The sequence below is a fragment of the Nocardia sp. NPDC051981 genome (assembly GCF_040680715.1).
Classification (GTDB): domain Bacteria; phylum Actinomycetota; class Actinomycetes; order Mycobacteriales; family Mycobacteriaceae; genus Nocardia.
This window is the reverse complement of record NZ_JBFAXK010000001.1, coordinates 761,482-787,238: the sequence shown is the minus strand read 5'-3', so window position 1 is coordinate 787,238 and position 25,757 is coordinate 761,482. Positions and strand designations below refer to the sequence as shown.

Sequence of the window (25,757 nt, the reverse complement as noted above, 5' to 3'; positions counted from 1 at the left end):
TCACCCAGCGTCGACTGGGCACGAGTTCGTACCGCGACCGGGACGGCGCTTGACTTCGGCCCGGCTCGAACATTAGAACATGTTCTAGGAGCTGAAGTCACGCCGGAAAGGCGGTATGGAGTGTGACCATAGCCACCACTGACGAGCATAAAGCCGTCCAGGAGTCGATGCGCGGATGGGCAACCGCCGTGCGCCCGATTGCAACAATGCGTTCCAGAGCACAGGCGGAACTGCGTTCCGGCGCGCCCGATTTCTGGCGCGAATACTGGCCACGCCTGTCCGATCTCGGAATTTTCCGGGTCGCGGTGCCGGAGGAGGCCGGGGGCGCGGGTGGGACCGTCGGGGATCTGGCCGTGCTGGTGGAGCAGGCGGCACATGACCTGGTCGGCGGACCGGTGCTCTCGACGGCGTTGGCGGGACTCGTCGCCGGCGAGGCGCTCGACGAGACTACGCCATGCGGCGTCGCGCTCGCGGGCGAAATCGCAATATCCGTGGGCGAATCGGGCGCCTCGGTGTCCGGTGAGTGGGACTCGGTTCCGGGCGCCGCACCGGGTACCGCGGTGCTGGTCCCGGTGCACGACGGTGACCGTCACCTGTGGGCGCTGATCGACGCCGACGCCGCCGGGCTGACCGTGGAGCCGCTGGCCGGCATCGACAAGACCGTGCCGGTGGCGCGCGTGGTGTGCGCGGACGTCGCCGTGGCCGCGGACCGCCTGTTCGAGCCCGGCTTCTCCGTGCTGGACCTGGCCGCCACGCTGGTCGCCGCCGAGGCCGCGGGCATCGCGGGCTGGTGCCTGGAGACCGCCACCGAATATGCGAAGGTGCGCGAACAATTCGGGCGCAAGATCGGCGAATTCCAAGCGGTCAAACACATTTGCGCGTGGATGCTGTGCCGGGCCGAACAGATTCGCGCCGTCGCCGCCGATGCGGCCGCCGCCGCGGACAGTGGTAGCGCGGAACTGCAGCTGGCCGCCGCCGTCGCGCTGTCCATGTCGCTGGATGCCGCGGTGGAGAATGCCAAGGATTGCATTCAGGTTCTGGGCGGAATCGGTTTCACCTGGGAGCACGACGCGCATCTGTATCTGCGCCGGGCCACCGCGCTGCGGCAGCTGCTGGGCGGCACCGCGCGCTGGCGGGCCCGGGTCGCCGAGCTGACCCTGGCCGGCATGCGCCGCACGGTCGGCGTCGACCTGGGCGCCGACGGCGAGCCCGGATCCGACTGGGAGACAGCCGGTCTGGATGCCGCCGAGGCGGCCGTGCTGGCGGCGGACCTGGCCAAGATCGCGGCGCTGCCGGAGCCGGAGCAGCGGGTGGCACTGGCCGAGGCCGGACTGCTGGCCTCGCACTGGCCCGCGCCCTACGGTCGCGGCGCCGGACCCCTGCTGCGCACGCGCCTCGACGACCAGATCCGCCAGGCGGGTATCGCGCTGCCGGACATCGCGATTGCCAACTGGGCGATCCCGACCCTGCTGCAGTGGGGCACCCCCGAGCAGATCGAGCGCTACGCCATGCCGACGCTGACCGGTGAGGTCATCTGGTGCCAGCTGTTCTCCGAGCCCGGCGCCGGGTCGGATCTGGCGGCGCTGCGCACGGTGGCCGAGCGGGTCGAGGGCGGCTGGAAGCTGCGCGGCCAGAAGGTGTGGACCTCGCTGGCCGATCGCGCCACCTGGGGCATCTGCCTGGCGCGCACCGACGCGTCCGCGCCGAAGCACAAGGGCATCAGCTACTTCCTGGTCGATATGAAGAGCGCGGGGCTGGACATCCGGCCGCTGGTGGAGATCACCGGTGAGGCGCGCTTCAACGAGGTGTTCCTCGACGACGTCTTCGTGCCGGACGACTGCCTGGTCGGCGAACTCGGCAATGGCTGGAAGATCGCCCGCTCCACCCTGTCGGCCGAACGGGTCGCCATGGGCGGCAAGGGAATCGGCGACGAGCTGGAGGCATTGATCGCCGCCGCGCCGGCCTCGGGCCCGGGCGCGGAGCTGGTCGCGGACCGGCTCGGCGGGCTCATCGCGGAATCGGTTGCCGGAACATTGTTGGAAGCTCGTGCGGCGCAGAAGCTGCTGTCCGGCGGGGACCCTGCCGCGCAGAGCAGCGTGCGCAAACTGGTCGGTGTGAGACACCGGCAGGCGGTAGCGGAATTCGCCGTCGAACTGTCTGGTACGGCGGGCGCTCTGGAAACCGACGCGGTGAAAGAATTCCTGCTCACACGCTGTTTGTCGATTGCCGGCGGTACCGAGCAGATCCTGTTGACCGTCGCCGGTGAACGGATCCTCGGGTTGCCCCGCGAATCGCACGGCTAGTCCACACCTGAACCGGGAGCATTGCATTGGACTTCACCAGGGACGAGAGCCAGGACGCTGTCGCCGAGGTTGTCGTAAGTTTGCTGGAACGCGACAGCGCGCGTGATGCCGCGCTGTGGCCGATCATCGCGGACAGCGGCCTGCTGGCCGTGCCGCTGCCCGAACGCTTCGGCGGCGACGATATGGGCCTGCTCGAGGTCGGGGCCATGCTCACCGAGCTGGCCCGCGCCGCCGCGCAGGCGCCCGCACTGGTCACCCTCGGCTTCGGCGTGCTGCCGCTGAAGGCGATCGGCCTGCCGGATGCCCTGGCGGACAAGGTGTTTCCAGCCGTGGCCGAGGGCGCGGTGCTGACCGCCGCCCTGCACGAGCCCGGCTCGCCGTTCACGGTGAAGCCGGAGACCACCGCGGTGACCGACGGCGCCACCGTGCGCGTCACCGGCCGCAAGGTGGCGGTGCCCTACGCCGACACCGCGCGCTGGATCCTGGTGCCCACCGACAGCGGCATCGCCGTGGTGGACGGTGACGCCGCGGGCATCACCCGCACCGCGAGCCCGACTTCCGATGGCGTGCCGGAGTTTTCGCTCCGGTTCGACCAGGTCGTGATCCCGGCCGAGCAGCTGCTGCCCGGCGGGCTGACCGCACTGCACCGGTTCGCGCTGGCGAGCCTCGGCGCGGTGGCCGACGGCCTGCTCGCCGGCGTGGTCGCATTGACCGCCGAGCACGTGCGCACCCGTCAGCAGTTCGGCCGCCCGCTGGCCGAATTCCAGGCTGTCGCACAGCAGATCGCGGATGTCTACGTGGCCTCGCGGACGCTGCACGCCGCCGCCTGCTCGGCCACCTGGGCGCTGGCCCAGGACGAACAGGGCGCCGAGCACCTGGAGCGCATCGACGACGATCTCGACGTGCTGGCGTACACGGTGGCGGCGGAACTGCCCGCGGCCATGCAGAAGTGTCACCACCTGCACGGTGGTCTCGGGGTGGATATCACCCATCCGCTGCACCGCTACTACTCACAGGCCAAGGACATCGCCCGCTGGCTCGGCGGCGAATCGTTCCGGCTGGACCGTTTGGGAGCCAGATGTTCATCGAACTGACCGCGGAGCAGCGCAAGCTGCGCGACGAACTGCGCACGTACTTCACCGGTCTCGTGACTCCCGAAGAGGAGGCCGAGATGCTGGTGAACCGGCACGGTGACGCCTACCGCGCGGTGGTCAAGCGCATGGGCCGCGACGGCAAGCTCGGCGTCGGCTGGCCCAAGGAGTACGGCGGGCAGGGCTTCGGGCCGCTGGAACAGCAGATCTTCTACAACGAGGCGGTCCGCGCCGATGTGCCGGTGCCGCTGGTCACGTTGCTGACCGTCGGCCCGGCGCTGCAGTCGTTCGGCACCGAGGAGCAGAAGCAGAAGTTCCTGCCCGGAATCCTCACCGGCGACGTGCATTTCGCCATCGGCTACTCCGAGCCGGACGCCGGCACCGACCTGGCCGCGCTGCGCACCTCCGCGGTGCGCGACGCCAACGGCGACTGGATCGTCAACGGGCAGAAGATCTTCACCACCGGTGCGCACGAGGCCGACTACGTCTGGCTGGCCTGCCGCACCGGTTCCGCGGAGTCCCGGCACAAGGGCATCACGATCCTGATCGTGGATACCAGGGATCCGGGCTACTCGTGGACGCCGATCATCACCGCCGACGGCGCGCACCACACCAACGCCACCTACTTCGACAATGTTCGCGTTCCCGCGAACATGATGGTCGGCGAGGAGAACGGCGGCTGGAAGCTGATCACCACCCAGCTCAATCACGAGCGGGTGAGCCTGGGCCCGTCCGGCAAGATCGAGCAGCTCTACCACCGGGTGCACGACTGGGCGCAGGCCCAGGGCGTGCTCGGCGAGGCCGACGTGCGGCGCTCGCTGGGCCGCCTGCACGCCATGACGCGGCTGAACGAGCTGCTGAACTGGCAGGTGGCCTCCAATATGGAACGCCCCGACGCCGACCAGCGCGATGTCATCGCCGACGCCTCGGCGACCAAGGTGTTCTCCACCGAGGCGCTGCAGCAGGCGGGCCGCCTGGCCGAGGAGATCGTGGGCCGCTTCGGCGATCCCGCCGACCCGGCCACCGCGGAACTGCTGGTCTGGCTGGACAAGCGGACCAAGCAGAACCTGGTGGTGACCTTCGGCGGCGGCGTCAACGAGATCATGCGGGAGCTGATCGCCCAGATGGGCCTGCGCCTGCCGCGGGTTCCGCGCTAGATCGCAGAGGAGAGAACGTGACGAAGAGTTTCACGGCCGACGAGATCCGCGAGGGCCTGGAGAAGATCAAGGCGGACGGTGAGTCCGCGGCGCGCGCGGGGCGCGATCCGATCAACCAGCCCATGATCAACAACTGGGTCGAGGCCCTCGGCGACGCCAACCCGATCTACGTGGACGAGGCCGCCGCCAAGGCGGCCGGGCATCCCGGCATCGTGGCCCCGCCCGCCATGGCACAGGTGTGGACCATGCTGGGACTGGGCGGCGTCCGCGCCGATGACGACCCGATGACCCGCACCAACGACCTGTTCGACGCGGCCGGCTTCACCTCGGTGGTCGCCACCAACTGCGAGCAGGTCTACCACCGCTACCTGCAGCTCGACGAGCGGGTGACGGTGCGGTCCAGCATCGGCGACATCGTGGGCCCCAAGCGGACCGGGCTCGGCGAGGGCTGGTTCACCACCTACCTCACCAACTGGTACGTGGGTGACGAGCTGGTCACCGAGATGAAGTTCCGCATGCTGAAGTTCGCGCCCGGCACCGGAAAGACGGCCGCTCCCAGGGAATCCGGCGAGGTGTCCGCGGAAGATCTGGCCAAGCGCGTGCGGCCGACCGTGTCCAAGGACACCGAGTTCTTCTGGGACGGAATCAAACTCGGGGAGCTGCGGATCCAGCAGCGGCCCGACGGCTCGCTGCAGCACCCGCCGGTTCCGGCGCTGTGGAAGGACCACTCGGAGCAGACCGACTATGTGGTCGCCTCCGGTCGCGGCACCGTCTTCAGCTTCGTGGTGCACCACGCGCCCAAGGTGCCCGGACGGCAGCTGCCGTACGTGATCGCCCTGGTCGAGCTGGAGGAGGGCGTGCGCATGCTCGGCGAGCTGCGCGGCATCGAGCCGGGCGAGGTCGAGGTCGGCCTGCCGGTCGAGGTGGGCTTCCTGAAGCTCGACGACGACAACACCGTGCCCTACTGGGAGGCCGTGAAATGACCACAGTCGAGCTCTCGGCCGTGCAGGTCGGAACCGTGTTGCCGGAGTTGGTGATTCACGCCGACACCACGTTCATCGTCTCGACGGCGCTGGCCACCCGGGACTTCCAGGACGTGCACCACGACCGCGACAAGGCGGTCGAGCGCGGGTCCAAGGACATCTTCGTCAACATCCTCACCGACACCGGTCTGGTGCAGCGGTTCGTGACGGACTGGGCGGGGCCGCGGGCCATCGTCAAGTCGATCGCGCTGCGGCTGGGTGTGCCGCTGTACGCGGGTGACACCCTCACCCTGAGCGGCACCGTGGCGGCCGTGGACGGCGCGGACATCACCATCGACGTGGTCGGCAAGGACTCGCTCGGCGACCACATCACGGCGAAAGCCGTCATCTCCCTGCAGGAGGCACAGTGAGTGGGCTGAGCCGTAGCGCCGCCATCGTCGGCATCGGCGCGACCGACTTCTCCAAGGACTCCGGCCGCAGCGAACTGCGCCTGGCCGCCGAGGCCGTCACCGCCGCCCTGGCCGACGCGGGACTCACCCCCGCCGATGTGGACGGCCTGACGACCTTCACCATGGACACCAATACCCAGGCCGCCGTGGCGCGCGCCGCCGGTATCCCGTCCCTGAAGTTCTTCAGCAACATCCCCTTCGGCGGTGGCGCGGCCGCCGCGACCGTGCAGCAGGCGGCGATGGCGGTCGCGACCGGTGTCGCGGATGTCGTGGTGGCCTACCGGGCCTTCAACGAGCGCTCCGGAAATCGCTTCGGGCAGTTCGCGACTCACCTCGCGACCGGCAACCCGAGCTCCTCCGGCGTGGACAACGCGTTCTCCTACACCCACGGCCTGGGCACCCCGGCCGCGCAGGTGGCCATGGTGGCGCGCCGCTACATGCACGTATACGGCGCGCGCAGTGAGGATTTCGGCCGGGTGGCCGTCGCCGATCGCAAGCACGCGGCCGTGAACCCGGCGGCGCACTTCTACGGCAAGCCCATCACCCTGGAGGAGCACCAGGCCTCGCGCTGGATCGCGGAGCCGCTGCACCTGCTGGACTGCTGCCAGGAGACCGACGGCGGCGTGGCCATCGTGGTCACCAGTGCCGAGCGGGCCAAGGACCTGCCCAACAAGCCCGCGCTGATCGCCGGCGCCGCACAGGGTTCCGGTGCCGACCAGTACGTCATGACCAGCTACTACCGTGACGCCATGACCGGGCTGCCGGAAATGGGCCTGGTCGGCGACCAGCTGTGGGCACAGAGCGGACTGCGGCCGGAGGACATGCAGGCCGGCATCCTCTACGACCACTTCACCCCCTTCGTTCTCATGCAGCTGGAGGAGCTCGGCTTCTGCGGCCGCGGCGAGGCCAGGGACTTCATCGCCGACGGCGCCATCGAGATCGGCGGCCGCCTGCCGCTGAACACCCACGGCGGCCAGCTCGGCGAGGCCTACATCCATGGCATGAACGGCATCGCCGAGGGCGTCCGCCAGATCCGCGGCACCTCCGTGAATCAGGTCCAGGGCCTGGAGAACATCGTGGTCACCGCCGGTACCGGCGTACCGACCTCGGGTCTGGTGCTCACCGCCAACTGAACGAGTCGCGAAGGCCCGGATGATCGCCGAGATCGTCCGGGCCTTTCACATGGAACCGCTTGGTATCCATAGAATCGGCCTGGTGTCCGACAAGTCTGAAATGGGCGAGTTTCTTCGGTCGCGCCGGGCGCGATTGCGGCCCGAGGACATCGGCTTGCCGGTGTGGGGGCGGCGGCGGGTGCCCGGGTTGCGGCGCGAGGAGGTCGCGCATCTGGCCGGGGTGAGTGTCGAGTACTACGTGCGGTTGGAACAGGGGCGGGCCGAGGCGGTTTCGGAAGGGATCGTCGACGCCATCGCGACCGCGCTGCTGCTGAGCGACGACGAGCGACGGCACCTGCGCAATCTGTCGCGCCCACCGCGTTCGCTCTCCCGGGCGGGCGAACCGCTGCGCCCCGGGCTGCAGCAATTGCTCGATTCCATGACCCGCGCGCCCGCGTATATCGTCGGGCATCGGACCGACATCCTGGGGTGGAACGCCGCCGCGGTGGCGGTGTTCGGCATCGATTTCGCGGAACTGCCCGAATCCGAACGCACGTGGATGCATCTGATCTTCTTCGACCCGCACATCCGGGCGATCACGGCCGACCTGGCGCTGGTCGCGGGCCACATCGCCGCGGATATGCGGCTGCAGGCCGGCCACCGGCCCGACGACCCGGAACTGCGGGCAGTGTTGCGCGACATGAACGAACGCAGTCCCGAGTTCCGGGAGTACTGGGAGACGCACGAGGTCAACGACTTTCAATACGGACGCTACGTCGTGCACCACCCCCTTGTCGGCGACCTGCACCTGGATTACGAACTGCTGGATCTTCCGGCCGATCCCGGGGTACGAGCCCTCATCGCCTACACCCCGGCGCCGGGCACCGATACCGCGCGGGCGCTGGACTCATTGCTGGACGAGAGCAGCTCCGAAGCCAAACGGTGCAGCTGATCCTCGAGCCTGTAGGGCGGAACAGTGACAGGCCGTGCGGTGAAAATGATCGTCCATGCGATCGGGTGGGAAGAGCGGCGGGCCAAGGGAATTCGTGCCCTCGATGACTGCCGCGAGCCGGGGGCGGGTCTGGGCGGGGTTGCCGGCGATCGCGACCTCGTCGATCCAGGCGTCCTCGGCCGTGCTCAGTCGATGGTGCCTTTCGGCACGACCCACACATGGGGCTGCCGGGTGACTGCGGCGATGTGTTCGAAGTCCGCGTCGTAGTGGACGACGACCGCGTCGTGGAATTCGGCGACGGCAGCGGTCATGAGATCGACGATCCCTGCTGAGCGATGCAGCCCTTGGCGAGCGAGTAACTGCTGAACCTCACGCGCACGGTCAGCGATCGCCTCGTTGACAGGCAGGTTCACGTAGAGGGCGCGGCGGCGTTGCGCGATGTTCTGCAGATCGGCCAGATTGCGGCCCGAGTATCCGGCTTCGAGATCAACGGTCACGCACGTGGCTGCGGCTCGGTTGGCGATCAGTCCGGCGATCACGGCGCGCACGGCGTCGTCGCGGATCCGAGCGGCGGCCGAAGTATCGATGAGGTGCAGCCGGAGCGGCGTGGGTTCGTTCAACGGCGGGCCTGGCGCATGACCTCGGGATTGCCGATGTCCGGTCCGATCCCGATGCTGTACGGGTCGTCGAGGATCTGTTCAATGCGTTGCCTGCGCTCGGCCACGAACTTGAGCGCGGCGTTGACCGTGTCCTTCTTCGTGGTCGTACCGAGTTCCTTGGCGGCCAGGGCGAGAGCCTCGTCATCGAGGTCGATCATCGTTTTCATATATCTCATAATATGTCTCCGGCATTAGTGCCAGCAATATTCAGCAGGTATTCGCCACGGTCGCGGTTCTGGATGGCTGATCGACCGAAGTCGGTGCCGGGGTTGTTGCGGGGTTGTCCCGAGATATCCGGGCATAGCATCGCGTTCCCCGAGAGGGGTGCGGTCGCGCAAGGTTCGGTGGCGGTTACCGGCGGCGGCGTAGATTGGGGCGCAATTCATCTGTGGGGAAAGGGATCGCGATGACCTTGCGGGAACGGCTGAATGAGCTGCCGGTGATGGGGAGCACGCCGGTGTACGGGGAACCGCACGAGACCTCGGATGGGACCACGATCATCACGGTCGCGGCCGTGAGTGGCCGGCGTGGGTCGCGGCCGATCGGCATATTCGTCATCCGCGACGGTGAGGTGAAGTGGGAGCCGGCCGTGGATGGTTCACGTATCGCGACCCTCGGTGTCCTCACCGGCCTGATCGCCGCGACCCTCGGCACCTTGGCCGTGGTCAAGCAGCCGCCGTGGCCGAACATGCGCATCTGGGACATCCGCTACCGCGCTAGCTGATGGCCCTGAACTGGGCGGACAATACGGCCGCCAGCTGATTCACGCTTTTCGCGGTGCCCGGCGCGAGACCGGTGCGGGCGCCGGCGAAGCGGTCGAAGACCAGGCCCTCGAGGACCGCGATGAAATCGGCTGCGGCAGTGGCCGGGTCGGATGCGCCGAGGGTTTCGAACAGGGTGGTGGCGTGCCGGTGCGAGAAGAGCGAGCTCGCGAGTTTGTCGTGCATGTCGGCGTCGCCGAGCAGTTCGATGATGAGGGCGTGCCGGGCGATCAGATGGTTGCGGCGTTGCGCGAGTAGGCGATCCAGCCAGCCCGCGATGCCTGCCGCGAGCCGGTCCAGGGCGCTGTCCGTGCGGGTTCCGGGTGCTCCCGACGGCGCCGCCAGGTCCTCTGGCCCGGCCGCGAAGTCGGTGCGGGAGCGGATGGTGATGCGGTCCACGATGCCCTCCAGAAGGGCTCGTTTGGTGCGGAAGTAGTAGGACGTCGATCCTGCGGGGAGTTCCAGCGCGGTGTCCAGGGCGCGGTGGGTGAGCGCCCGGAGTCCTTGGGTGGCAATGAGATCGATGGCGCTGTCCACGATGAGGGTGCGCCGGTCGGGTGTGGAGGTGGTCACCTTTGCTCCTCTGCGGCTCCGTGATCCTCTACAACTATAGAGGAAGCTCTACGGAAGTAGAGGATGCAGGGAGGGTGTCATGGAAACGCCGGAGATCGTGCTCGATGCCGACCAGCGCCACGCCGCCGAACAGCTGGCCGCCATTGCCGCGCGGGTGGGCCGGAGGTGGCGGCGGCCGCGCGGGCTGTACCTGTACGGCGGTCCGGGACGCGGCAAGACCATGCTCATGAATCGCTTCTTCACATCGGTGCCCTCGAATCGCAAGCGGCGCTATCACTTTCACGCCTTCTTCGCGCAGTTGAATGCCGGAATCCACGAGTACGGGAATATCGACGCCTCGGTGGACGCGCTGCTCGGCGACGCGGATCTGATCTGCTTCGACGAATTCCATGTGCACGACTCGGGCGATGCCCGGCTCGTGACACGACTGCTGGACACGCTGTTCGCCCGGCGCGTCACCCTCGTGGTGACTTCGAACTATCCGCCGCAGGACCTGCTGCCCAACCCCCTCATGCACGGCATGTTCGTACCGACCATCGAGCGGATCCTCGAGCACCTGGACGTGGTGGCGGTGGACGGTCCGCAGGACTACCGCACGCTCGGGGGCCGGCACACCGGCTTCGCCGCCGGGCACTACGTGGTCGGGTCCTGCCCGGTGATCGGCGCGGTCGATCTGCCCGTCGCGCATCGGCGGCTGCACGCCCGCGCGGTGGAAAACGGGGAGCTCACCGTCGATTTCGCGGAGCTGTGCGGTATCCCGGTGTCGGCGGCCGATTTCCTGGAGCTCACTCGCGAGGTCCGCCGCTGGGTGGTGTGCGCGCTGCCGCCGATGGGCACCGTCCCGCCGGACTGGGTGATGCGCTTCGTGAATCTGGTCGACGTCCTCTACGACGCCGACCTGGAACTGTCGATCTTCGCCGATGTGCCGCTGGCGGAGCTGGGCGGTGCCGGTAATGGGGCGAGGGTGGCGATCGAGCGCGTCCCCGATCTCTACCGCACCCTGAGCCGGCTCGCGGAGCTGCGCGAACCGGCAAACCTCGAGTCTCGATAGCCGTTCGGCGAAGCCCCGGTGAACTGGCCGACTTGATCGACGTGCACGGTTCACGTGCCGTCAACGCGGAGGGGGTCTGGCGTTGCGGGCCGCTTCCTACCGTGGCGTCAGGAGCAGCACCGAACCGGAGGGGAACGATGCGAATCCGCGAGCAGGCAAGGGATTCCGCGCCGCGGAACCTGAGCATACCGAGTAGTCCCCATATCCGGAAAAGCGCCCGCCTGCGGGTGCTGGTCGTCGCCGAGTCCTTTCTTCCCCAGGTCAACGGCGTCACCAACTCCGTGCGCCGGGTGCTGGATCACCTGGCCGCCAAGGGGCACGAGGCCACGCTGGTGGCCCCGACCGGCCCTGGCAAGTACGCCGGGTTCCGCGTGCACGTGGTGCGCGGGGCCCGGCTGCCCTTCTACCGGGATTTCCGGATCGGGCTGGAGACCCGCCGCCGGCTGCGCAAGATCATGCGCGAATTCCGGCCCGACGTCGTGCATATCGCCTCGCCGGCGACGCTCGGCTATCAGGCGGCCAAGGTCGCGAACGAGCTCGGGATTCCGACCGTCGCCATCTATCAGACCGATCTGGTGGGTTTCGCGCTGCGCTACGACCTGCCCGGCGGCGTCCGGGCCATGACCGCGCTGACCCGGCGCATCCACCTGCGGGTGGACCGCACCCTTGCCCCCTCCACCGCCAGCCTGCGCCAGCTGGAGCTGATGGGCATTCCCGGACTGGGCCGCTGGCCGCGGGGGGTCGACCTGCAGCAGTTTGGCCCGTTCCGGCGGTCGGCGGAACTGCGAAAGCGCCTGGCCCCCAATGGCGAAGCGCTGATCGGCTATATCGGGCGCCTCGCGCCGGAGAAGGAGCTCGAGCTGCTCGCCGCACTGCGGCCGCTGCCGGGTGTCCGGCTGGTCGTGGTGGGCGGCGGCCCCGAGGAGAAGCGGCTGCGGAAGCTGTTGCCGGACGCGGAGTTCCTCGGCGTGCTGCACGGTGAGGAACTCGCGGCGGCCTACGCGTCGCTGGATGTGTTCGTGCACACCGGCCGCCACGAAACCTATTGCCAGGCAGCGCAGGAGGCGCTGGCCTCCGGTGTGCCGGTGGTCGCGCCCAAGTCGGGCGGCCCGATCGACGTGGTCACGCCCGGCGCGGGTTTCCTCTATCCACCCGGCGACGCCGAGGCGATGACCGAACTGGTGCGCCGCCTGGTCGAGGACCCGCGACTGCGCGAGCAGACCGCGCAGACCGCGGTGCGCAGTGTGCGCGAGCGGTCCTGGACGGCCGTCAACGATCTGCTCATCCGTCACTATCGCGAGGTGATCGCGGAACGCCTGCAGGCGGATTCGACTCTGCAGTCCGATTCGACGCGGGGCGAGTTCCCGGCCACCAAGGAGGCATCCTGATGCTCCGCATCTCCGTTATCGGCACCGGATACCTGGGCGCCACCCATGCCGCGGGCATGGCCGAACTCGGCTTCGACGTGCTCGGGGTGGACAACAACCCGGCCAAGGCCGCGGCGCTGTCCGCCGGGCGAGTGCCCTTCCACGAACCCGGGCTGCCGGAACTGCTGGCCGGGCACGTGGAGGCCGGGCGGCTGCGTTTCGGCACCTCACTGGTCGAGGCCGCCGAGTTCGCCGACATCCACTTCCTCTGTGTCGGAACGCCGCCCGGGGTGAACGGGGCCGCCGACCTGTCGCAGCTCTACGCCGCGCTGGACGGGCTGGTGCCGCACCTGACCCGCAACTGCCTGATCGTCGGCAAGTCCACGGTGCCGGTGGGCACCGCCGAGGCGCTCACCGCCCGCATCGCCGAGCTTGCGCCGGAAGGGATTTCGGTCGATCTGGCCTGGAACCCGGAGTTCCTGCGGGAGGGGCACGCGGTCTACGACACGCTGCACCCGAACCGGCTGGTCTTCGGTGTCACCACGCCGGACGCGGAATGGGCGCTGCGACAGGTGTACGCCACGCCCATCACCGCGGGCTCGCCGGTGGTGATCACCAACCTGCCGACCGCCGAGCTGATCAAGGTCTCCGCGAATGCCTTTCTGGCGACCAAGATCTCGTTCATCAATGCGATGGCTGAGCTGTGCGACCTCACCGGCGCGGACGTGACCCTGCTGGCCGACGCGCTGGGCCACGACGACCGGATCGGCCGCAAGTTCCTGGGCGCGGGCCTCGGCTACGGCGGCGGCTGCCTGCCGAAGGACGTGCGCGCCCTGATCGCCCGCGCCACCGAGCTCGGTGCGGGGGAGTCGGTCGACTTCCTGCGCGACATCGACGCGGTCAACCTGCGCCGTCGCGAGCGCGTGGTGCGGGAGACCCTGGAGCTGCTGAGCGGTCACCACCCGCGCGGCCGGGTCGGGGTACTGGGTGCGGCGTTCAAGCCGCTCTCCGACGACGTCCGCGATTCACCCGCCCTCGATGTCGCGCAGCAGCTGCGCGCGGCCGGGGTCGAGGTGACCGTATTCGACCCCGCCGCAACGGCTCCGGCGCGCGCCGTGGCCCCGCAGCTGGTGTTCGCCGCCACCCCGGCGGCCGCCCTGCACGAGGCGGATGTGGTCCTGCACCTGACCGAGTGGCGCGAATTCCGGGAACTGGATCCGGGTTTCCTGCGCACGGTCGCCCGCGGCCGGGTCATCATCGACGCCCGCAATACCCTCGACCCCGAGCCCTGGCTGGCAGCGGGCTGGGACTTCCGCGCCCTCGGCCGCCTGGTCGAGCCGCGCACCGTGGCCGGCCGCGTCGGCGCGCCCGCCGGCACCGCCTATCCGGCATCGGCTGTCCGGGAGCCGGTCGCCGAACCGGCTCGCGCTCTGGCTCAGCCCTCGCCGCTGACCCGCCTGCGCGCCCGCGTCCGCCGCACCGCCTGATCGCTACGGTCCCAGACCGTCGACCCTCGGCCCGGCACGCGGCCTCGCCGCGTCGCCGGGCTGCTGCGCCACGGTGTGCGGCCTGTGCCTTCCGGCCTCGAATGCGCCGAGTGGCTCTCCTGCCTCGCGAGACCGGCCTGCCTCCCGCCGTTGCCGTGCGATCTTGATCTGCGCTCCGGGTTGCCCGGATCGTGCACGGATGGTGATAAGTGGGGTTGCGGCGGCAGGTTCGGCCTCGACCTGGATGACCTGGGTTTTCGGGTCTGGCTCGGGATGCCGCGCAGGTGGGGGATTTATGCGCGGCGGGTATGTGATTCCAGCTTCACGATTTTGGTCCTGACGGACCGCTCGGCATGTAACTATGTGCCTGATTCCGCTGGACTCTGGTTAGGAGTATTCGTGACTGGGGTGGGGACGGTGGCAGCACGCGCGATCGCATTGATCGGGCTCGTGATGCTGGCTGTCGTCGCACTGCGCGGGTACATTCCGGGAACCGGAGGACCCGCCGCGCCACATCCGTCGTCGGCGGTGTCACTGGCCTTGATGCCGGTGCTGCTGCTGGTCTCGATGGTGATTCTGGTGGCGGGTGTGATCAACAGCCAGCATCGCCTCCCGCTCGCCATGCCCGAACCCGACCGCGAGTCGGCGGTGCGCGTGCCGGGCCTGCGGCGGCTCGGGCTCCTGCTGCTGGTCGGGATCGCGGCCATCGCGCTGATCGTGACCGCGGTGCTGTCGGTGTACCTGGTGACGCCGGCGCGGCAGACCCAGGTGGGGACGCCGCCGAGCGTGTCCGCCACCGGGACCGCCCCGCAACCACAGGAGACCGTGGCACCGCCGGAGGAGGCGGCCCCGGAGCCCACCCTCACCGGCACCGCGCTGCTGCTGGTCGGCATCACCGCCGGCGTGCTGGTGCTGATCGCCATGACCGGCCTGGTCGTGGTGGCGGTGGGCTCGAACCGCCGGCCCTCGCTGGAGCGCACGCCCCTGCCACCGCCCACGGCCAACGAGGCGGTCTCACTGGCCCAGGTCGCCGAGATGGGCCTGGCGGCCATGATCGCGCCGGGCCAGGACCCGCGCACCGCCATCATCGCCTGCTACGTCGCCATGGAACGCGGTCTGGCGCAGGCGCGGGAGGTCGCCCCGCTGGCCTCCGACACCCCGTCCGAGGTGCTGGCGCGAGCCTTCGATCGCGGCTTCCTGCGCGACGCGTCGGCGCGGGAACTGGTGGCCCTGTTCGAGGAGGCGCGGTTCAGCCCGCATTCCATGCTGGAGTGGCAGCGGATGCGCGCCGAGCAGCTGCTGCGCATCGTACTGGCCGATCTACAGGGGCAGGCGGCATGAAAGACGGTGTGGCAGTGCTGATCCCGAGGGACGGAATGGGGGTCTGGCCATGAATCGGAGCGCGATCGTGGTGGGCGCGGTGGCGCTGGCCCTGCTGTTCGAGCTACTCGCTCTCGGCGATCAGCGCGAGCATCTGGTCGCCCTCACCGCCGTTCCGGTGGCCGCGGCGCTGGGACTGCTGATGTGGTCGCTGGTGGAGCGGTCGCGCCGGCTCGCCCCGCCCGAACCGGAAGACAACGACATCGACAACGGCCCCGTCGAGATGCTGCGCCGCTGGCAGGCCCGCGCCCAGATGCTGGCGGACCGCTCCGAGGGCTCGCGCGCCGACTGGGATCGGCACCTGCGGCCGCTGCTGGCCAAGGAATTCGAACTGACCAGCGGGCACCGGATGGCCAAGAACCGGCGTGCGCTGGAAGTGGCGGGACAGCTGCAGTTCGGGCCCGAGCTGTGGCGCTGGGTGGACCCGGCGAACTCGGCACCGCGCGATCAGGTCAATCGGGCTCCCGGCCGGGAGGCCCTGGACGAAATCCTGCGCCGACTGCAGAACATGTGAGATGAGATGCGAGACATGCGATGACATCACCGATGGACGTGACCATCAAGCGCACCGACGCGGTGCTGCGTGAAGTATCCCGGGTCGTGGTCGGCAAACGGGACGAACTGCAGCTGATCATGATCGCGGTGCTGTCCGGGGGCCACATCCTGATCGAGGACCTGCCCGGACTGGGCAAGACCCTCATCGCGCGCTCCTTCGCGACCGCGCTCGGACTGAACTTCACCCGCGTGCAGTTCACCCCGGATCTGTTGCCTGCCGACCTCATCGGGTCGACGATCTACGACATGCATTCGGGCCGTTTCAGTTTCCGGCGCGGCCCGGTCTTCACCAATATGCTGCTGGCCGACGAGGTCAACCGCACCCCGCCCAAGACCCAGGCCGCCCTGCTGGAGGCCATGGCCGAGGGACAGGTCTCGATCGACGGCGAAACCTTTCCGCTGCCACAGCCTTTCGTCGTATTCGCCACCGACAACCCGATCGAGTACGAGGGCACCTACCCGCTGCCCGAGGCCCAGCTCGACCGCTTCGCCATGCAGCTGCGGCTGGGCTACCTGTCGGAGACCGACGAGATGAACATGATCCGCCGCCGTCTGGAACGCGGTTCGCAACCCGCCCAGATCGGGCAGGTGGTGGATGCCGACGGCCTGCTGGAGATGCGGCAGTCGGTGGAATTCGTGACGGTGCACCCGGATGTGGTGGGCTACGTCGTCTCCCTCGCCTCGGCCACCCGCGGGCATCCGCAGGTGGAGGTCGGCGCGAGCCCCCGCGCCGAGCTCGACCTGGTGCAGATGGCCCGCGCCCGGGCCCTGCTGCACGGCCGCGACTACGTGGTCCCCGAGGACGTGAAGGCGCTCGCCGTGCCGGCCATGGCCCATCGCATCACGCTGCGGCCCGAGATGTGGGTCCGCCGCATCCGCGGCGAGGACGTGATCTCCGAACTGCTGCGCCGCCTGCCGGTCCCACGCGCCACCCAGGCCTGAGGCGCGTATGAAGCATCGCGACACGAGTACGGCGGTCGAGGCCGAATTGCGCTGGCGGCCCGCGCCGTTGGTGTTCATGCTCGCCGCGGTGTCCGTGCCCGCCCTGGTGCTGGCGCTGGTACTGGGCAAGTGGCAGTTGGTGGTGTTCGCCGCGCCCATGCTCGGGGTGCTGGCCACCGCGCCGCTGCAGCAGTCCCGCACCCGCATCCAGGTGGACGGGGCGGGGGTGCTGCGCTGCTTCGAGACCGAGGAGGTGGTGCTGACCGCCGCGGCGTTCGTGGAACGCGGGCACGCGCTGCTGCGGCTGCATCCGGAACCCTTGCAGAGCATGGAGATCCACGTCGAGGAGACGGTGGACTCCGGCACCGCGCCCGCCGGGCTGCGGCTGGCGCTGTCGGCCCCGCGCTGGGGCCGTTATCCGGTGCCGATGCGGGTCACCGCGCTGAGCCCGGCCGGGCTGGCGGTGGCCTCGGTGCGTTTGCGTGCCGGGGAGGTGTACGTCTATCCGATCACCGATCCGCAGCGGATGCGCCTGCCGCGCACCGAACTTCCCGAACGGATGGGCACCCATCTCACCCGGCGGGCCGGGCCCGGCGTGGAGTACGCGGATATCCGCGCGTACACGCCGGGGGATCAGCTGCGCACCGTGAACTGGCCGGTGAGTGCGCGGCGCGGTCAGCTGTTCGTGACCGAGCGCTTCACCAACCGGGCCGCGGATGTGGTTGTGCTGGTGGACACATCGATGCAGGCGCCCGGGCCCGCGTCGGACTCGCTGGAGCTGTCGGTCCGCGGCGCCGCCCAGGTGGCCCAGTCCGCGTTGCAGGCGGGCGACCGCACGGCCGTCGTGTGCCTGGGCCGCACCCCACGCTGGCTGCGACCGGACATCGGCCGCCGCCAGTTCTATCGCATCGTGGACGCCGTGCTGGATGTCGGGGACGAGCACATCCTCACCGAGGGCACGCTGGCGCCGCATTCCGCGGTGCCCATCGGGGCGGTCATCGTCGCCTTCTCCACGCTGCTCGACACCCAGTTCGCCCTGGCCCTCATCGATCTGCGCAAGCGCGGCCACGTCGTGGTGGTGGTCGACGTGCTGCGCGGAACGCCGTTCGGCGACGGCCTGGACTCCACCCTCGCGCGCATGTGGCAGCTGGAGCGCACCTCCATGTACCGCGATATGGGCACCGTCGGCGTCGACATCGTGCCCTGGCCCGAGGACACCCGCCTCGATCAGGTCATGCGCCTGCTGCCCGAACACCGCCGCACCGTGAGGGTTCGCCGATGACCAAGTTCCTCGCCGTGCTGTCCGGGCTGCTGCTGGCGGGCGCGGTGGCCATCGTGCTGCCGTGGGCCGCGATACCGGTGATCATCCTGGCGGTGGCCGGCTGGCGCTGGCGGGTGTGCGCGGTGCTGGCCGTGCTCGCGGCCATGGCGGCGCTGGCCTGGGTCGGGACCGGGGCGCTGGTGGCGGGCGGCATCGGGCTGGTCGCGACCACCTACCTGCTGAACACGGCGACCGTGTCGGCTCCGGTGGGCGTGGTGCCGACGACGATTCCGTCGGTGGCGGGCGCACTGGTGTTCACGGTGGCGGCGGGGGCCGCGACCGTGCTGCCCGCCGGACTCACCTGGGTGCCGATCCTGGCGCCGTTCACCGTGATCGCGTTGTACGCCTTGCTGGTTCGCGGACTGACGGACGACCGGACCGTCGTCCGAGCCGAGAACACGCCCGGCGGCTGAGCCGAAAATCGCTTCGAATCCGGCTGTGGGACTGGTTCACTCGCGCCATGAACGAGCAACAGATGATCAAGACCTCGAAACGCTTGTCGAGGCACCTGCGGCACGCCCCCGAGGCCATCGGCATCGAGCTGGACCCGGCCGGGTGGGTGGACGTCGCCACGCTGCTGTCGGCGCTGGGCCGGCACGGGCGGGCGCTCTCGCGTCCCGAACTGGACGAGGTGGTGGCGCGGAACAACAAGCGCCGCTTCGAATTCGATGCGGCGGGGACCCGGATCCGCGCGAGTCAGGGGCACAGTGTCGACGTTGACCTGGAGTATCGGGCGACCGTACCGCCCGCGGTTCTCTACCACGGCACCGTTGCCGCGGCCCTGCCCGGAATTCGCGCCGAGGGGCTGAAGCCCATGCGCCGCCACGACGTTCACCTGTCGGCGGATACCGAGACCGCCGTCAAGGTCGGGGCACGACATGGCAGACCCGTGGTACTGACCGTGGCTGCCGGCGCGATGCACCGCGACGGGCACGAATTCCGCGTCAGCACCAATGGGGTCTGGCTGGTGGCCGCCGTCCCGCCCGGATACCTGTCCGGACTCTGAGGGGGGCGGCCGCCGCGGCGACTACTGGAGGGCGGGGGGCATTCGGGTCGGCTTTATGCGGCCGGCGTCGATGAGCGCCCGGAATGCCGCGGCCTTGCGCGCGCACTCCGCAACCGGGCAGCGGCGGTGCTGCTGCATGGTGCGATGGGCTTCCTGGACGCCCAGCGGGTGATCCGGAGCGAGGTGCGACCAGGCGGAGGTGTCGGGAGTTGCCCGCGCTGATACGCTGCGTTCCTTGTTGATTCGATCGCGGATGCGTTCTACGGAGAGTCGGTCCGGATCGTGATGGGGGTGGTGCAGGCTCATGATGGTGACAGCCATGATCACGAGCGTTGCGAGAGTGGCCGTGAACACTTGCCAGGCGGCCATTTGTTCACCTTCTCCATGTCTTTCGGTAGTAGTCAGCTAGATATTCAGTTGGTTAGCTAGATATTCACCGTATGCCTGAAGACGTTACGCCTCCAGCGCGTCTTGGGTCAGGTTCAATCGAATTTCGGCCGCAATGAGCAACTCCGCGGTCGCCGATCCCGGTGGCGCGCTGCGGTTTTGCGGCCATCCAGGTATCCGGAATGCGGCTTATGGCCGGATTGTCGTGTCACCCATCGGGTCTCGGCCTCCTCACCCACTGCCCAACAAGATCAGGGAGCTCCCACCGGGGAAATCTGTCCGATTTCCCGCGGTGAGAGCTCCCTGATCTCGAAGCTCTGTTCGGGTTACGAGTGGGTGAGGACCACGTCCGCGAGCACGGGGGCGTCGTCGCGCTCGACGACGGTGACCGCGATGACGAGTTCCCCGTCCTGCTGCCAGATTCGGGAGCGCAGGGTCTCACCGGGGTACATGACGCCGGCGAAGCGGGCGCGGAAACCCTTGACGCGGGACACATCCGAGGCCAGGACGGTGTCGGTCGCGGTCTTCAGGACCAGGCCGTAGGTGCACAGGCCGTGCAGGATCGGGTTGGGGAAGCCGGCGTTGCGGGCGAATTCGGGGTCCGAGTGCAGCGGGTTGCGGTCGCCGCACATGCGGTAGAGCAGCGCCTGCTGCGGCAGGGTGGGGGTCAGGACCTCGAAATCCGGCGCCCGGTCCGGAAGTTCGGTCTTCGCGCTGGGGCCGCGGTCGCCACCGAAGCCGCCCTCGCCCTTGGCGAAAATGGAGGAGCGCGACGTCCACAGGGGTTCGCCGTCGGAGCCGACGGCAGTGTCCTCACGCCAGATGACGGCATTGGAGCCCTTGTCCCAGATCTCGCTGATCCGGCCGGAGATGCTGCCCTTGCCGGAGGCCGGGATCGGGCGGTGCACGATGATCTCCTGGCTGCCGTGCACGACCTTCGCCAGATCGATGTCGATGCCGTCGAACTTCACCTTCGGCGGCTCGGTCTCGTGGAAGGACGGCGCGACGGTCGCGAAGGACGGCAGCACCTGCGGCTCGCGATCGTCGACGTAGCGCAGCTCGGCGGCGTCGGTCCAGCGGTTGCCCGCGCCGAGCGCCAGGTTGTAGGTCTGCACATCACTGGCGGACCAGCTGAATTCGCGCGCGGGAATCTGCGCGCCGAGCGCGACACTCAAATCGATGGGCATGAAAGGTTCTCCTCGTCACTCGCGTCCGATGGTCCGGCGCGGCTCGCCTCCCCGCAAGCCGCCGCCCCGCTGACCGGGTCGCGCTCGAAAGTCTGGTTCCCGGCCCGCCGCGGGAAAGAGCGTTCGCTGCGGCGGGCGCGGGCTGTTCAGTTGTCCGCGCCCCGCCGGGATAGAGCGGTACGGCGGGGCCTGCGGGGTGGGTTGGGCGCGGACTCGACGTGACCCGACTCGCGCCCAACCCGATCCTGAACCGGGTTGGGACGGTTCAGGACGCTTCTTGGGACGACACCGTTTCGGCCAGCGGCGCGCCGTTCCTCGCCTTGGCGGCGGTGCCGCCATTTGCCTTGGCGGCGATGTCCAGAGCGGCCAGGTAGCCGAAGGTGATGGCGGGGCCGATGGTCGCGCCGGGACCGGCGTAGGTGTGGCCCATGACCGGGGACGAGGTATTGCCGGCGGCGTACAGGCCGTCGATGACGGTCCCATCCTCGCGCAGCACGCGGGCATCGTTGTCGGTGACCAGACCGCCCTTGGTCCCGAGGTCGCCGGGGACCATCTTCACCGCGTAGAACGGGCCGACCTCGAGCTTGTTCAGGCACGGGTTCGGCTTGATGGTCTGGTCGCCGTAGTACCGGTCGTAGGCGCTGTCGCCGCGGTTGTAGTCGAGGTCCTTGCCGGTCGCGGCGAAGCCGTTGAAGCGCTCGATGGTGGCGGCCAGCTTGTCGGCGGGGACGCCGATCTTCTCGGCCAGCTCGGCCACCGTGGGCGCGACGACGATCAGGTCGTTTTCCATCCACCGGGACGGAATCCGCTGGCCAGGCTGCAATCCGGCGAAGATGTACCGGGACCGGTAGCGCTGATCGAACACCAGCCAGCACGGCACGTTCTCGCCCGGACCCTCACCCTGCCCGTATTCGCCGCCGTACATGGTGTGCACAGCCTCGACGTAAGGAGCGGACTCATTACCGAATCGCTGACCTTGCGTATTGATCATGATGCTGCCGGGCAGATTTCGCTCCGCGAGGCAGAACCAGGGCTTTCCCTCGCCGCGGAAGGTGGTCGGACCCCACCAGGCGTCGTCCATGAAGTCGATGTCCGCGCCCGCCGCGATGCCCGCCCGGATGCCGTCGCCGGTATTGGCGGCCGCGCCCGTGGTCCACTCGGTGGTGATGGGCTCGCGCTGGTACTTGTGCCGCATATCGGCGTTGTGCTCGAAACCGCCGCTGGCCAGGATGACGCCGTACTTGGCGTTGAACCGGACGGCCTGCCCGTTCTCCTCGGCGTCGACGCCGGTGACCACGCCGTTGTCGATGACCAGTCCGGTGAGCGGGGTGTTCAGCAGCACCGGCACATTCGCGTCCAGCAGGCCCTTGCGCAGGCCGGCGATGATGGCCTGGCCCATGCCGACCAGCGCCTTGCCGGTGACCTTGCCCCATGCCCAGCGGGTGCCGACGCGCAGCACGCGCGCGATGCCGACCGGGTGGCGGCGAATCAGGTTGAGCTTCTTGTAGTCCGCCTGCATGACGACGACGTTCAGCGGCGCCTTGCTGTAGGCCGGCTCCAGCTTGAAGCGCTCCTCGCCCAGGACTTTGAGGTTGAACGGCTTGGGCTCGCAGCTGCGGCCGTCCGCCTTGCCGCCCGGTGCCTCCGGGTAGTAGTCGGAGTAGCCGGGTACCCAGGTCATCTTCAGGGCGGAGTGGTCGAGCACGTAGTCGAAGGCTTCGGCGCCGCGATCGATGTAGGTGTCGATCTTCTCCTTGGGCACCACATCGCCGATGATGCTGTACAGGTAGGTGCGCGCCTCGTCGAGGTCGTCCCCACGGCCCGCGGCCTTCAGCACCTTGTTTCCGGGAATCCAGACGCCACCGCCCGATCGCGCGGTAGAACCGCCGTAATGAGCGGCCTTTTCGATGAGCACCGTGCGCAGACCGTGGTGCGCAGCGGTGAGGGCGGCGGACATACCGGCGGCACCGCTGCCGACCACCACCACGTCGTAATCCCGATCAGTCATGTAGAACACGTTATAGAATCGATCCTGGTTTGGTCTATGTTGGTCTGGCAGATGGGACTGCTGAAGCGACGTTATTCACAAAAACTCGTTTCAGTTTCTAGTCTCGTTACTGGATGGCCACCGGCCGGTACCCCCGATGGAAGGAACACAGCGTGCTGACCGACGCGCTACGTAAGGAATTGGCCGACGAGCTCGCGGCGGCCGAGCGGACCCGGGTTCCGATCGATCCGCTGGCCGTGCGGCATCCCGAGATCGACGTGGTCGATGCCTACGAGATCCAGCTCATCAATATGCGGCAGCGCTTCGACGGCGGCGCCAAGGTCGTGGGCCACAAGGTGGGCCTGTCCTCCAAGGCCATGCAGCAGATGATGGGTGTGGACGAACCCGACTACGGGCACCTGCTCGCGGAGATGGAAGTCTTCGAAGACGTTCCGGTCGACACCTCCAAGTACCTGTACCCCCGCGTCGAGGTCGAGGTCGGCTTCATTCTGGGCGCCGACCTGCCCGGCGAGGACTGCACCGAGGAGGACGTGCGCAAGGCCACCGTCGCCTACGCGCCCTCCATCGAGCTCATCGACACCCGCATCAAGGACTGGAAGATCGCGCTCTGCGACACCATCGCCGACAATGCGTCCTCCGCCGGATACGTGCTGGGCAAGCAGCGGGTCTCGCCGGATCAGCTGGATATCAAGAACATCGACGCCGTGCTGACCCGCAATGGCGAGGTCATCGCCGAGGGCCGCTCGGACGCCGTGCTGGGTGACCCGACCATCGCGGTGGCGTGGCTGGCACGCAAGGTCGCCTCCTTCGGAGTGCGCCTCAAGGCCGGCGACATCGTGCTGCCCGGCTCCTGCACCCGCGCCATCGACGCCCGCCCGGGCGACGAGTTCATCGCCGAGTTCGCCGGACTCGGTTCCGTCCATCTGGGTTTCGCGTAGACCTGAGCCGATCAGGCCGCGTCGCACAGACACTGACCTCACCGAGTAGGAGAAAGCCGTGACTGCAAGCAAAGTCACCGCCGCGATCGTCGGGTCCGGCAATATCAGCACCGATCTGCTGTACAAGCTGCTGCGTTCGGAGAAGATCGAGCCGCGCTGGATGATCGGCATCGACCCGGAGTCCGAGGGCCTCAAGCGCGCCCGCGGCCTGGGCCTGGAGACCTCCGCCGAGGGCGCGGACTGGCTGCTGGCGCTGCCGGAGAAGCCGGACCTGCTGTTCGAGGCCACCTCCGCGTACGTGCACCGGGCCTACGCGCCCAAGTACGCCGAGGCCGGCATCCGTGCCATCGACCTCACCCCCGCCGCCGTCGGCCCGGCCGTGATTCCGCCGGTCAACCTCGACTCGCTGCGCGACGAGATGAACGTCAACATGATCACCTGCGGTGGGCAGGCGACGATTCCGATGGTGCACGCCGTGTCCCGCGTCGTACCCGTCGAGTACGCCGAGATCGTGGCGTCGGTGTCCTCCGTGTCCGCCGGTCCCGGCACGCGCGCGAACATCGACGAGTTCACCAAGACCACCTCCGCCGGTGTCGAGACCATCGGCGGGGCGAAGCGTGGCAAGGCGATCATCATCCTGAACCCGGCCGAGCCGCCGATGATCATGCGCGACACCATCTTCTGCGCCATCCCCGAGGACGCCGACCGCGACGCCATCACCGAGTCGGTGCACCGGATGGAGAAGTCCATCCAGGAGTACGTGCCCGGCTACCGGCTGCTCAACGAGCCGCAGTTCGACGAGCCGTCGCTGGTTTCCGGCGGCATGGCGAAGGTTTCGATCTTCGTGGAGGTCGAGGGCGCGGGCGACTTCCTGCCGCCGTACTCGGGCAACCTCGACATCATGACGGCCGCCGCCACCCAGGTGGGCAACGTGCTGGCCGACCAGATCATCTCGGCTCGGGTGTAAGGAGTTCCGACAGTGAGCAATTCGAACGCTGAATCCAATTCACCGCTCGCGGTGGCGAAGCCGTTCTCGGCGGATCTGGACATCCGGGTCACCGATACCAGCCTGCGTGACGGCTCGCACCACAAGCGGCATCAGTTCACCGTGCAGGAAGTGCGGGACATCGTCGGTGCGCTCGACGCCGCCGGCGTGCCGGTCCTCGAGGTCACCCACGGTGACGGCCTGGGCGGTTCCTCGTTCAACTACGGTTTCTCGAAAACCCCTGAGCAGGAATTGATCAAGGCCGCCGCGGAGACCGCCAAGCAGGCCAAGATCGCCTTCCTCATGCTGCCGGGTGTCGGCGTCAAGGAAGACATCAAGATCTCGCAGGACAATGGCGCGAGCATCTGCCGCATCGCCACCCACTGCACCGAGGCCGACGTCTCGATCCAGCACTTCAACATGGCTCGCGACCTCGGCCTCGAGACCGTCGGCTTCCTGATGATGGCGCACTCCACCACCCCGGAGAACCTCGCCAAGCAGGCCCGCATCATGGCCGACGCGGGCTGCCAGTGCGTGTACGTCGTCGACTCCGCCGGTGCGCTGGTGCTGGAGCAGGTCACCGACCGCGTCTCCGCCCTGGTCGCCGAGCTCGGCAATGACGCGCAGGTCGGCTTCCACGGCCACGAGAACCTGGGCCTGGCCGTCGCCAACTCGGTCTACGCCGTGCGCGCCGGCGCCACCCAGATCGACGGCAGCGCACGCCGTTTCGGCGCGGGCGCGGGCAACCTCCCCGTCGAGGCCTTCATCGGCGTCTGCGACAAGCTCGGCATCAAGACCGGCGTCGACTTCTTCGCCGTCACCGATGCCGCCGAGGACGTCGTCCGCCCGGCCATGCCGAGCGAATGCCTCCTCGACCGCCAGGCATTGATGATGGGCTACGCGGGCGTCTACTCGTCCTTCCTGCGCCACGCCGAGCGCCAGGCCGAGCGCTATGGCGTCTCCGCCGCCGAAATGCTCGTCCGCGCCGGCCAGCGCAAGCTCGTCGGCGGCCAGGAAGACCAGCTCATCGACATCGCCCTGGAACTCCAGCGCGAAAAGGAAAAGTCGGCCGCCAACGCCTGACCCCACCCCTTCACTGGGCC

General features: G+C 68.8%; 26 protein-coding genes. 20 read left to right on the top strand and 6 right to left on the bottom strand.

The window, feature by feature from the left end; translation table 11 throughout:
- The first annotated feature begins 122 nt into the window (after window positions 1–122).
- From AB0L60_RS03400 to AB0L60_RS03370, 7 genes are all read left to right on the top strand, one after another.
- Entirely contained in the window at window positions 123–2,303 is a 2,181-nt protein-coding gene (locus AB0L60_RS03400) for an acyl-CoA dehydrogenase (protein ID WP_364606416.1), read from the top strand.
- Between the two features lie 26 nt (window positions 2,304–2,329).
- Window positions 2,330–3,397 carry an acyl-CoA dehydrogenase family protein gene (locus tag AB0L60_RS03395; RefSeq protein ID WP_364606413.1) on the top strand — a complete coding sequence of 356 codons (1,068 nt, stop codon included), beginning with the start codon at window positions 2,330–2,332 and terminating at the stop codon, window positions 3,395–3,397.
- On the top strand, window positions 3,382–4,551 hold the full coding sequence (locus tag AB0L60_RS03390; RefSeq protein ID WP_354831337.1) for an acyl-CoA dehydrogenase family protein: 1,170 nt from the start codon (window positions 3,382–3,384) through the stop codon (window positions 4,549–4,551). The genes AB0L60_RS03395 and AB0L60_RS03390 overlap by 16 nt, the downstream gene beginning before the upstream one ends.
- A 17-nt stretch (window positions 4,552–4,568) precedes the next feature.
- Window positions 4,569–5,534: a bifunctional MaoC family dehydratase N-terminal/OB-fold nucleic acid binding domain-containing protein gene (locus tag AB0L60_RS03385; protein ID WP_364606408.1), complete on the top strand. Its 966-nt coding sequence runs from the start codon at window positions 4,569–4,571 to the stop codon at window positions 5,532–5,534.
- Window positions 5,531–5,944 (top strand): MaoC family dehydratase, encoded by a 414-nt coding sequence (locus AB0L60_RS03380; RefSeq protein WP_364606405.1) that lies wholly within the window; start codon window positions 5,531–5,533, stop codon window positions 5,942–5,944. The genes AB0L60_RS03385 and AB0L60_RS03380 overlap by 4 nt, the downstream gene beginning before the upstream one ends.
- Complete coding sequence (locus tag AB0L60_RS03375) at window positions 5,941–7,116, top strand: lipid-transfer protein (RefSeq protein ID WP_364606402.1); 1,176 nt, start codon at window positions 5,941–5,943, stop codon at window positions 7,114–7,116. The genes AB0L60_RS03380 and AB0L60_RS03375 overlap by 4 nt, the downstream gene beginning before the upstream one ends.
- An 82-nt stretch (window positions 7,117–7,198) precedes the next feature.
- Window positions 7,199–8,047 (top strand): helix-turn-helix transcriptional regulator, encoded by an 849-nt coding sequence (locus AB0L60_RS03370; protein WP_364606399.1) that lies wholly within the window; start codon window positions 7,199–7,201, stop codon window positions 8,045–8,047.
- A 185-nt stretch (window positions 8,048–8,232) separates the two neighbouring features.
- On the opposite strand, the gene AB0L60_RS03365 is transcribed toward AB0L60_RS03370, so the two are convergent.
- Both AB0L60_RS03365 and AB0L60_RS03360 read right to left on the bottom strand, forming a co-directional pair.
- Window positions 8,233–8,667, bottom strand: coding sequence for a PIN domain nuclease (locus AB0L60_RS03365; RefSeq protein ID WP_364606396.1), 435 nt, complete (start codon window positions 8,665–8,667; stop codon window positions 8,233–8,235).
- Complete coding sequence (locus tag AB0L60_RS03360) at window positions 8,664–8,882, bottom strand: type II toxin-antitoxin system VapB family antitoxin (RefSeq protein WP_364606393.1); 219 nt, start codon at window positions 8,880–8,882, stop codon at window positions 8,664–8,666. The genes AB0L60_RS03365 and AB0L60_RS03360 overlap by 4 nt, the downstream gene beginning before the upstream one ends.
- A 230-nt stretch (window positions 8,883–9,112) precedes the next feature.
- On the opposite strand from AB0L60_RS03360, the gene AB0L60_RS03355 reads away from it, so the two are divergent.
- Complete coding sequence (locus AB0L60_RS03355) at window positions 9,113–9,430, top strand: hypothetical protein (RefSeq protein ID WP_364606390.1); 318 nt, start codon at window positions 9,113–9,115, stop codon at window positions 9,428–9,430.
- On the opposite strand, the gene AB0L60_RS03350 is transcribed toward AB0L60_RS03355, so the two are convergent.
- Window positions 9,423–10,040 (bottom strand): TetR family transcriptional regulator, encoded by a 618-nt coding sequence (locus tag AB0L60_RS03350; RefSeq protein ID WP_364606387.1) that lies wholly within the window; start codon window positions 10,038–10,040, stop codon window positions 9,423–9,425. The two genes, AB0L60_RS03355 and AB0L60_RS03350, sit on opposite strands and share 8 nt — an antisense overlap.
- A 79-nt stretch (window positions 10,041–10,119) precedes the next feature.
- Between AB0L60_RS03350 and zapE the strand changes: the two genes are divergently transcribed.
- The 9 genes from zapE (at window position 10,120) to AB0L60_RS03305 (ending at window position 19,149) form a co-directional block, all read left to right on the top strand.
- Entirely contained in the window at window positions 10,120–11,091 is a 972-nt protein-coding gene (gene zapE, locus AB0L60_RS03345; RefSeq protein WP_364606384.1) for a cell division protein ZapE, read from the top strand.
- Window positions 11,092–11,312: 221 nt separating this feature from the next.
- Window positions 11,313–12,479: a glycosyltransferase family 1 protein gene (locus AB0L60_RS03340; protein WP_364606767.1), complete on the top strand. Its 1,167-nt coding sequence runs from the start codon at window positions 11,313–11,315 to the stop codon at window positions 12,477–12,479.
- Window positions 12,479–13,945, top strand: coding sequence for a UDP-glucose/GDP-mannose dehydrogenase family protein (locus tag AB0L60_RS03335; protein ID WP_364606381.1), 1,467 nt, complete (start codon window positions 12,479–12,481; stop codon window positions 13,943–13,945). Before AB0L60_RS03340 ends, AB0L60_RS03335 begins: the two co-directional genes overlap by 1 nt.
- 399 nt (window positions 13,946–14,344) lie before the next feature.
- On the top strand, window positions 14,345–15,286 hold the full coding sequence (locus tag AB0L60_RS03330) for a DUF4129 domain-containing protein (protein ID WP_364606378.1): 942 nt from the start codon (window positions 14,345–14,347) through the stop codon (window positions 15,284–15,286).
- 49 nt (window positions 15,287–15,335) lie between these two features.
- A complete protein-coding gene (locus AB0L60_RS03325) occupies window positions 15,336–15,839 on the top strand; it encodes a hypothetical protein (protein WP_364606375.1) in 504 nt (167 codons plus the stop codon).
- Window positions 15,840–15,859: 20 nt separating this feature from the next.
- Window positions 15,860–16,822, top strand: coding sequence for a MoxR family ATPase (locus tag AB0L60_RS03320; protein WP_364606372.1), 963 nt, complete (start codon window positions 15,860–15,862; stop codon window positions 16,820–16,822).
- A gap of 7 nt (window positions 16,823–16,829) precedes the next feature.
- On the top strand, window positions 16,830–18,104 hold the full coding sequence (locus AB0L60_RS03315; protein ID WP_364606369.1) for a DUF58 domain-containing protein: 1,275 nt from the start codon (window positions 16,830–16,832) through the stop codon (window positions 18,102–18,104).
- Entirely contained in the window at window positions 18,101–18,556 is a 456-nt protein-coding gene (locus AB0L60_RS03310; protein WP_364606366.1) for a hypothetical protein, read from the top strand. Before AB0L60_RS03315 ends, AB0L60_RS03310 begins: the two co-directional genes overlap by 4 nt.
- A gap of 47 nt (window positions 18,557–18,603) precedes the next feature.
- Window positions 18,604–19,149 carry an RNA 2'-phosphotransferase gene (locus tag AB0L60_RS03305; RefSeq protein ID WP_364606363.1) on the top strand — a complete coding sequence of 182 codons (546 nt, stop codon included), beginning with the start codon at window positions 18,604–18,606 and terminating at the stop codon, window positions 19,147–19,149.
- A gap of 21 nt (window positions 19,150–19,170) precedes the next feature.
- Here the strand turns inward: AB0L60_RS03305 and AB0L60_RS03300 are convergent, their stop codons facing one another.
- The 3 genes from AB0L60_RS03300 to kstD all read right to left on the bottom strand — a co-directional run bounded on the left by AB0L60_RS03300 (window position 19,171) and on the right by kstD (window position 22,731).
- Window positions 19,171–19,518 (bottom strand): hypothetical protein, encoded by a 348-nt coding sequence (locus AB0L60_RS03300; RefSeq protein ID WP_364606360.1) that lies wholly within the window; start codon window positions 19,516–19,518, stop codon window positions 19,171–19,173.
- A 344-nt stretch (window positions 19,519–19,862) separates the two neighbouring features.
- The gene (locus tag AB0L60_RS03295) at window positions 19,863–20,723 is read right to left on the bottom strand and encodes a MaoC/PaaZ C-terminal domain-containing protein (RefSeq protein WP_364606357.1); all 861 of its coding nucleotides are present in this window, start codon (window positions 20,721–20,723) and stop codon (window positions 19,863–19,865) included.
- 265 nt (window positions 20,724–20,988) lie between these two features.
- Window positions 20,989–22,731, bottom strand: coding sequence for a 3-oxosteroid 1-dehydrogenase (gene kstD / locus AB0L60_RS03290; RefSeq protein ID WP_364606354.1), 1,743 nt, complete (start codon window positions 22,729–22,731; stop codon window positions 20,989–20,991).
- A 152-nt stretch (window positions 22,732–22,883) separates the two neighbouring features.
- Here kstD and AB0L60_RS03285 point away from each other — a divergent pair, with 152 nt between their 5' ends.
- The 3 genes from AB0L60_RS03285 to dmpG are packed head-to-tail and all read left to right on the top strand — an operon-like array spanning window position 22,884 to window position 25,737.
- Window positions 22,884–23,669, top strand: coding sequence for a 2-keto-4-pentenoate hydratase (locus AB0L60_RS03285; protein WP_354831291.1), 786 nt, complete (start codon window positions 22,884–22,886; stop codon window positions 23,667–23,669).
- Window positions 23,670–23,727: 58 nt separating this feature from the next.
- Window positions 23,728–24,636: an acetaldehyde dehydrogenase (acetylating) gene (locus AB0L60_RS03280; protein ID WP_354831289.1), complete on the top strand. Its 909-nt coding sequence runs from the start codon at window positions 23,728–23,730 to the stop codon at window positions 24,634–24,636.
- A 51-nt stretch (window positions 24,637–24,687) separates the two neighbouring features.
- Window positions 24,688–25,737, top strand: coding sequence for a 4-hydroxy-2-oxovalerate aldolase (dmpG, locus tag AB0L60_RS03275; protein WP_364606764.1), 1,050 nt, complete (start codon window positions 24,688–24,690; stop codon window positions 25,735–25,737).
- Window positions 25,738–25,757: the final 20 nt, after the last annotated feature.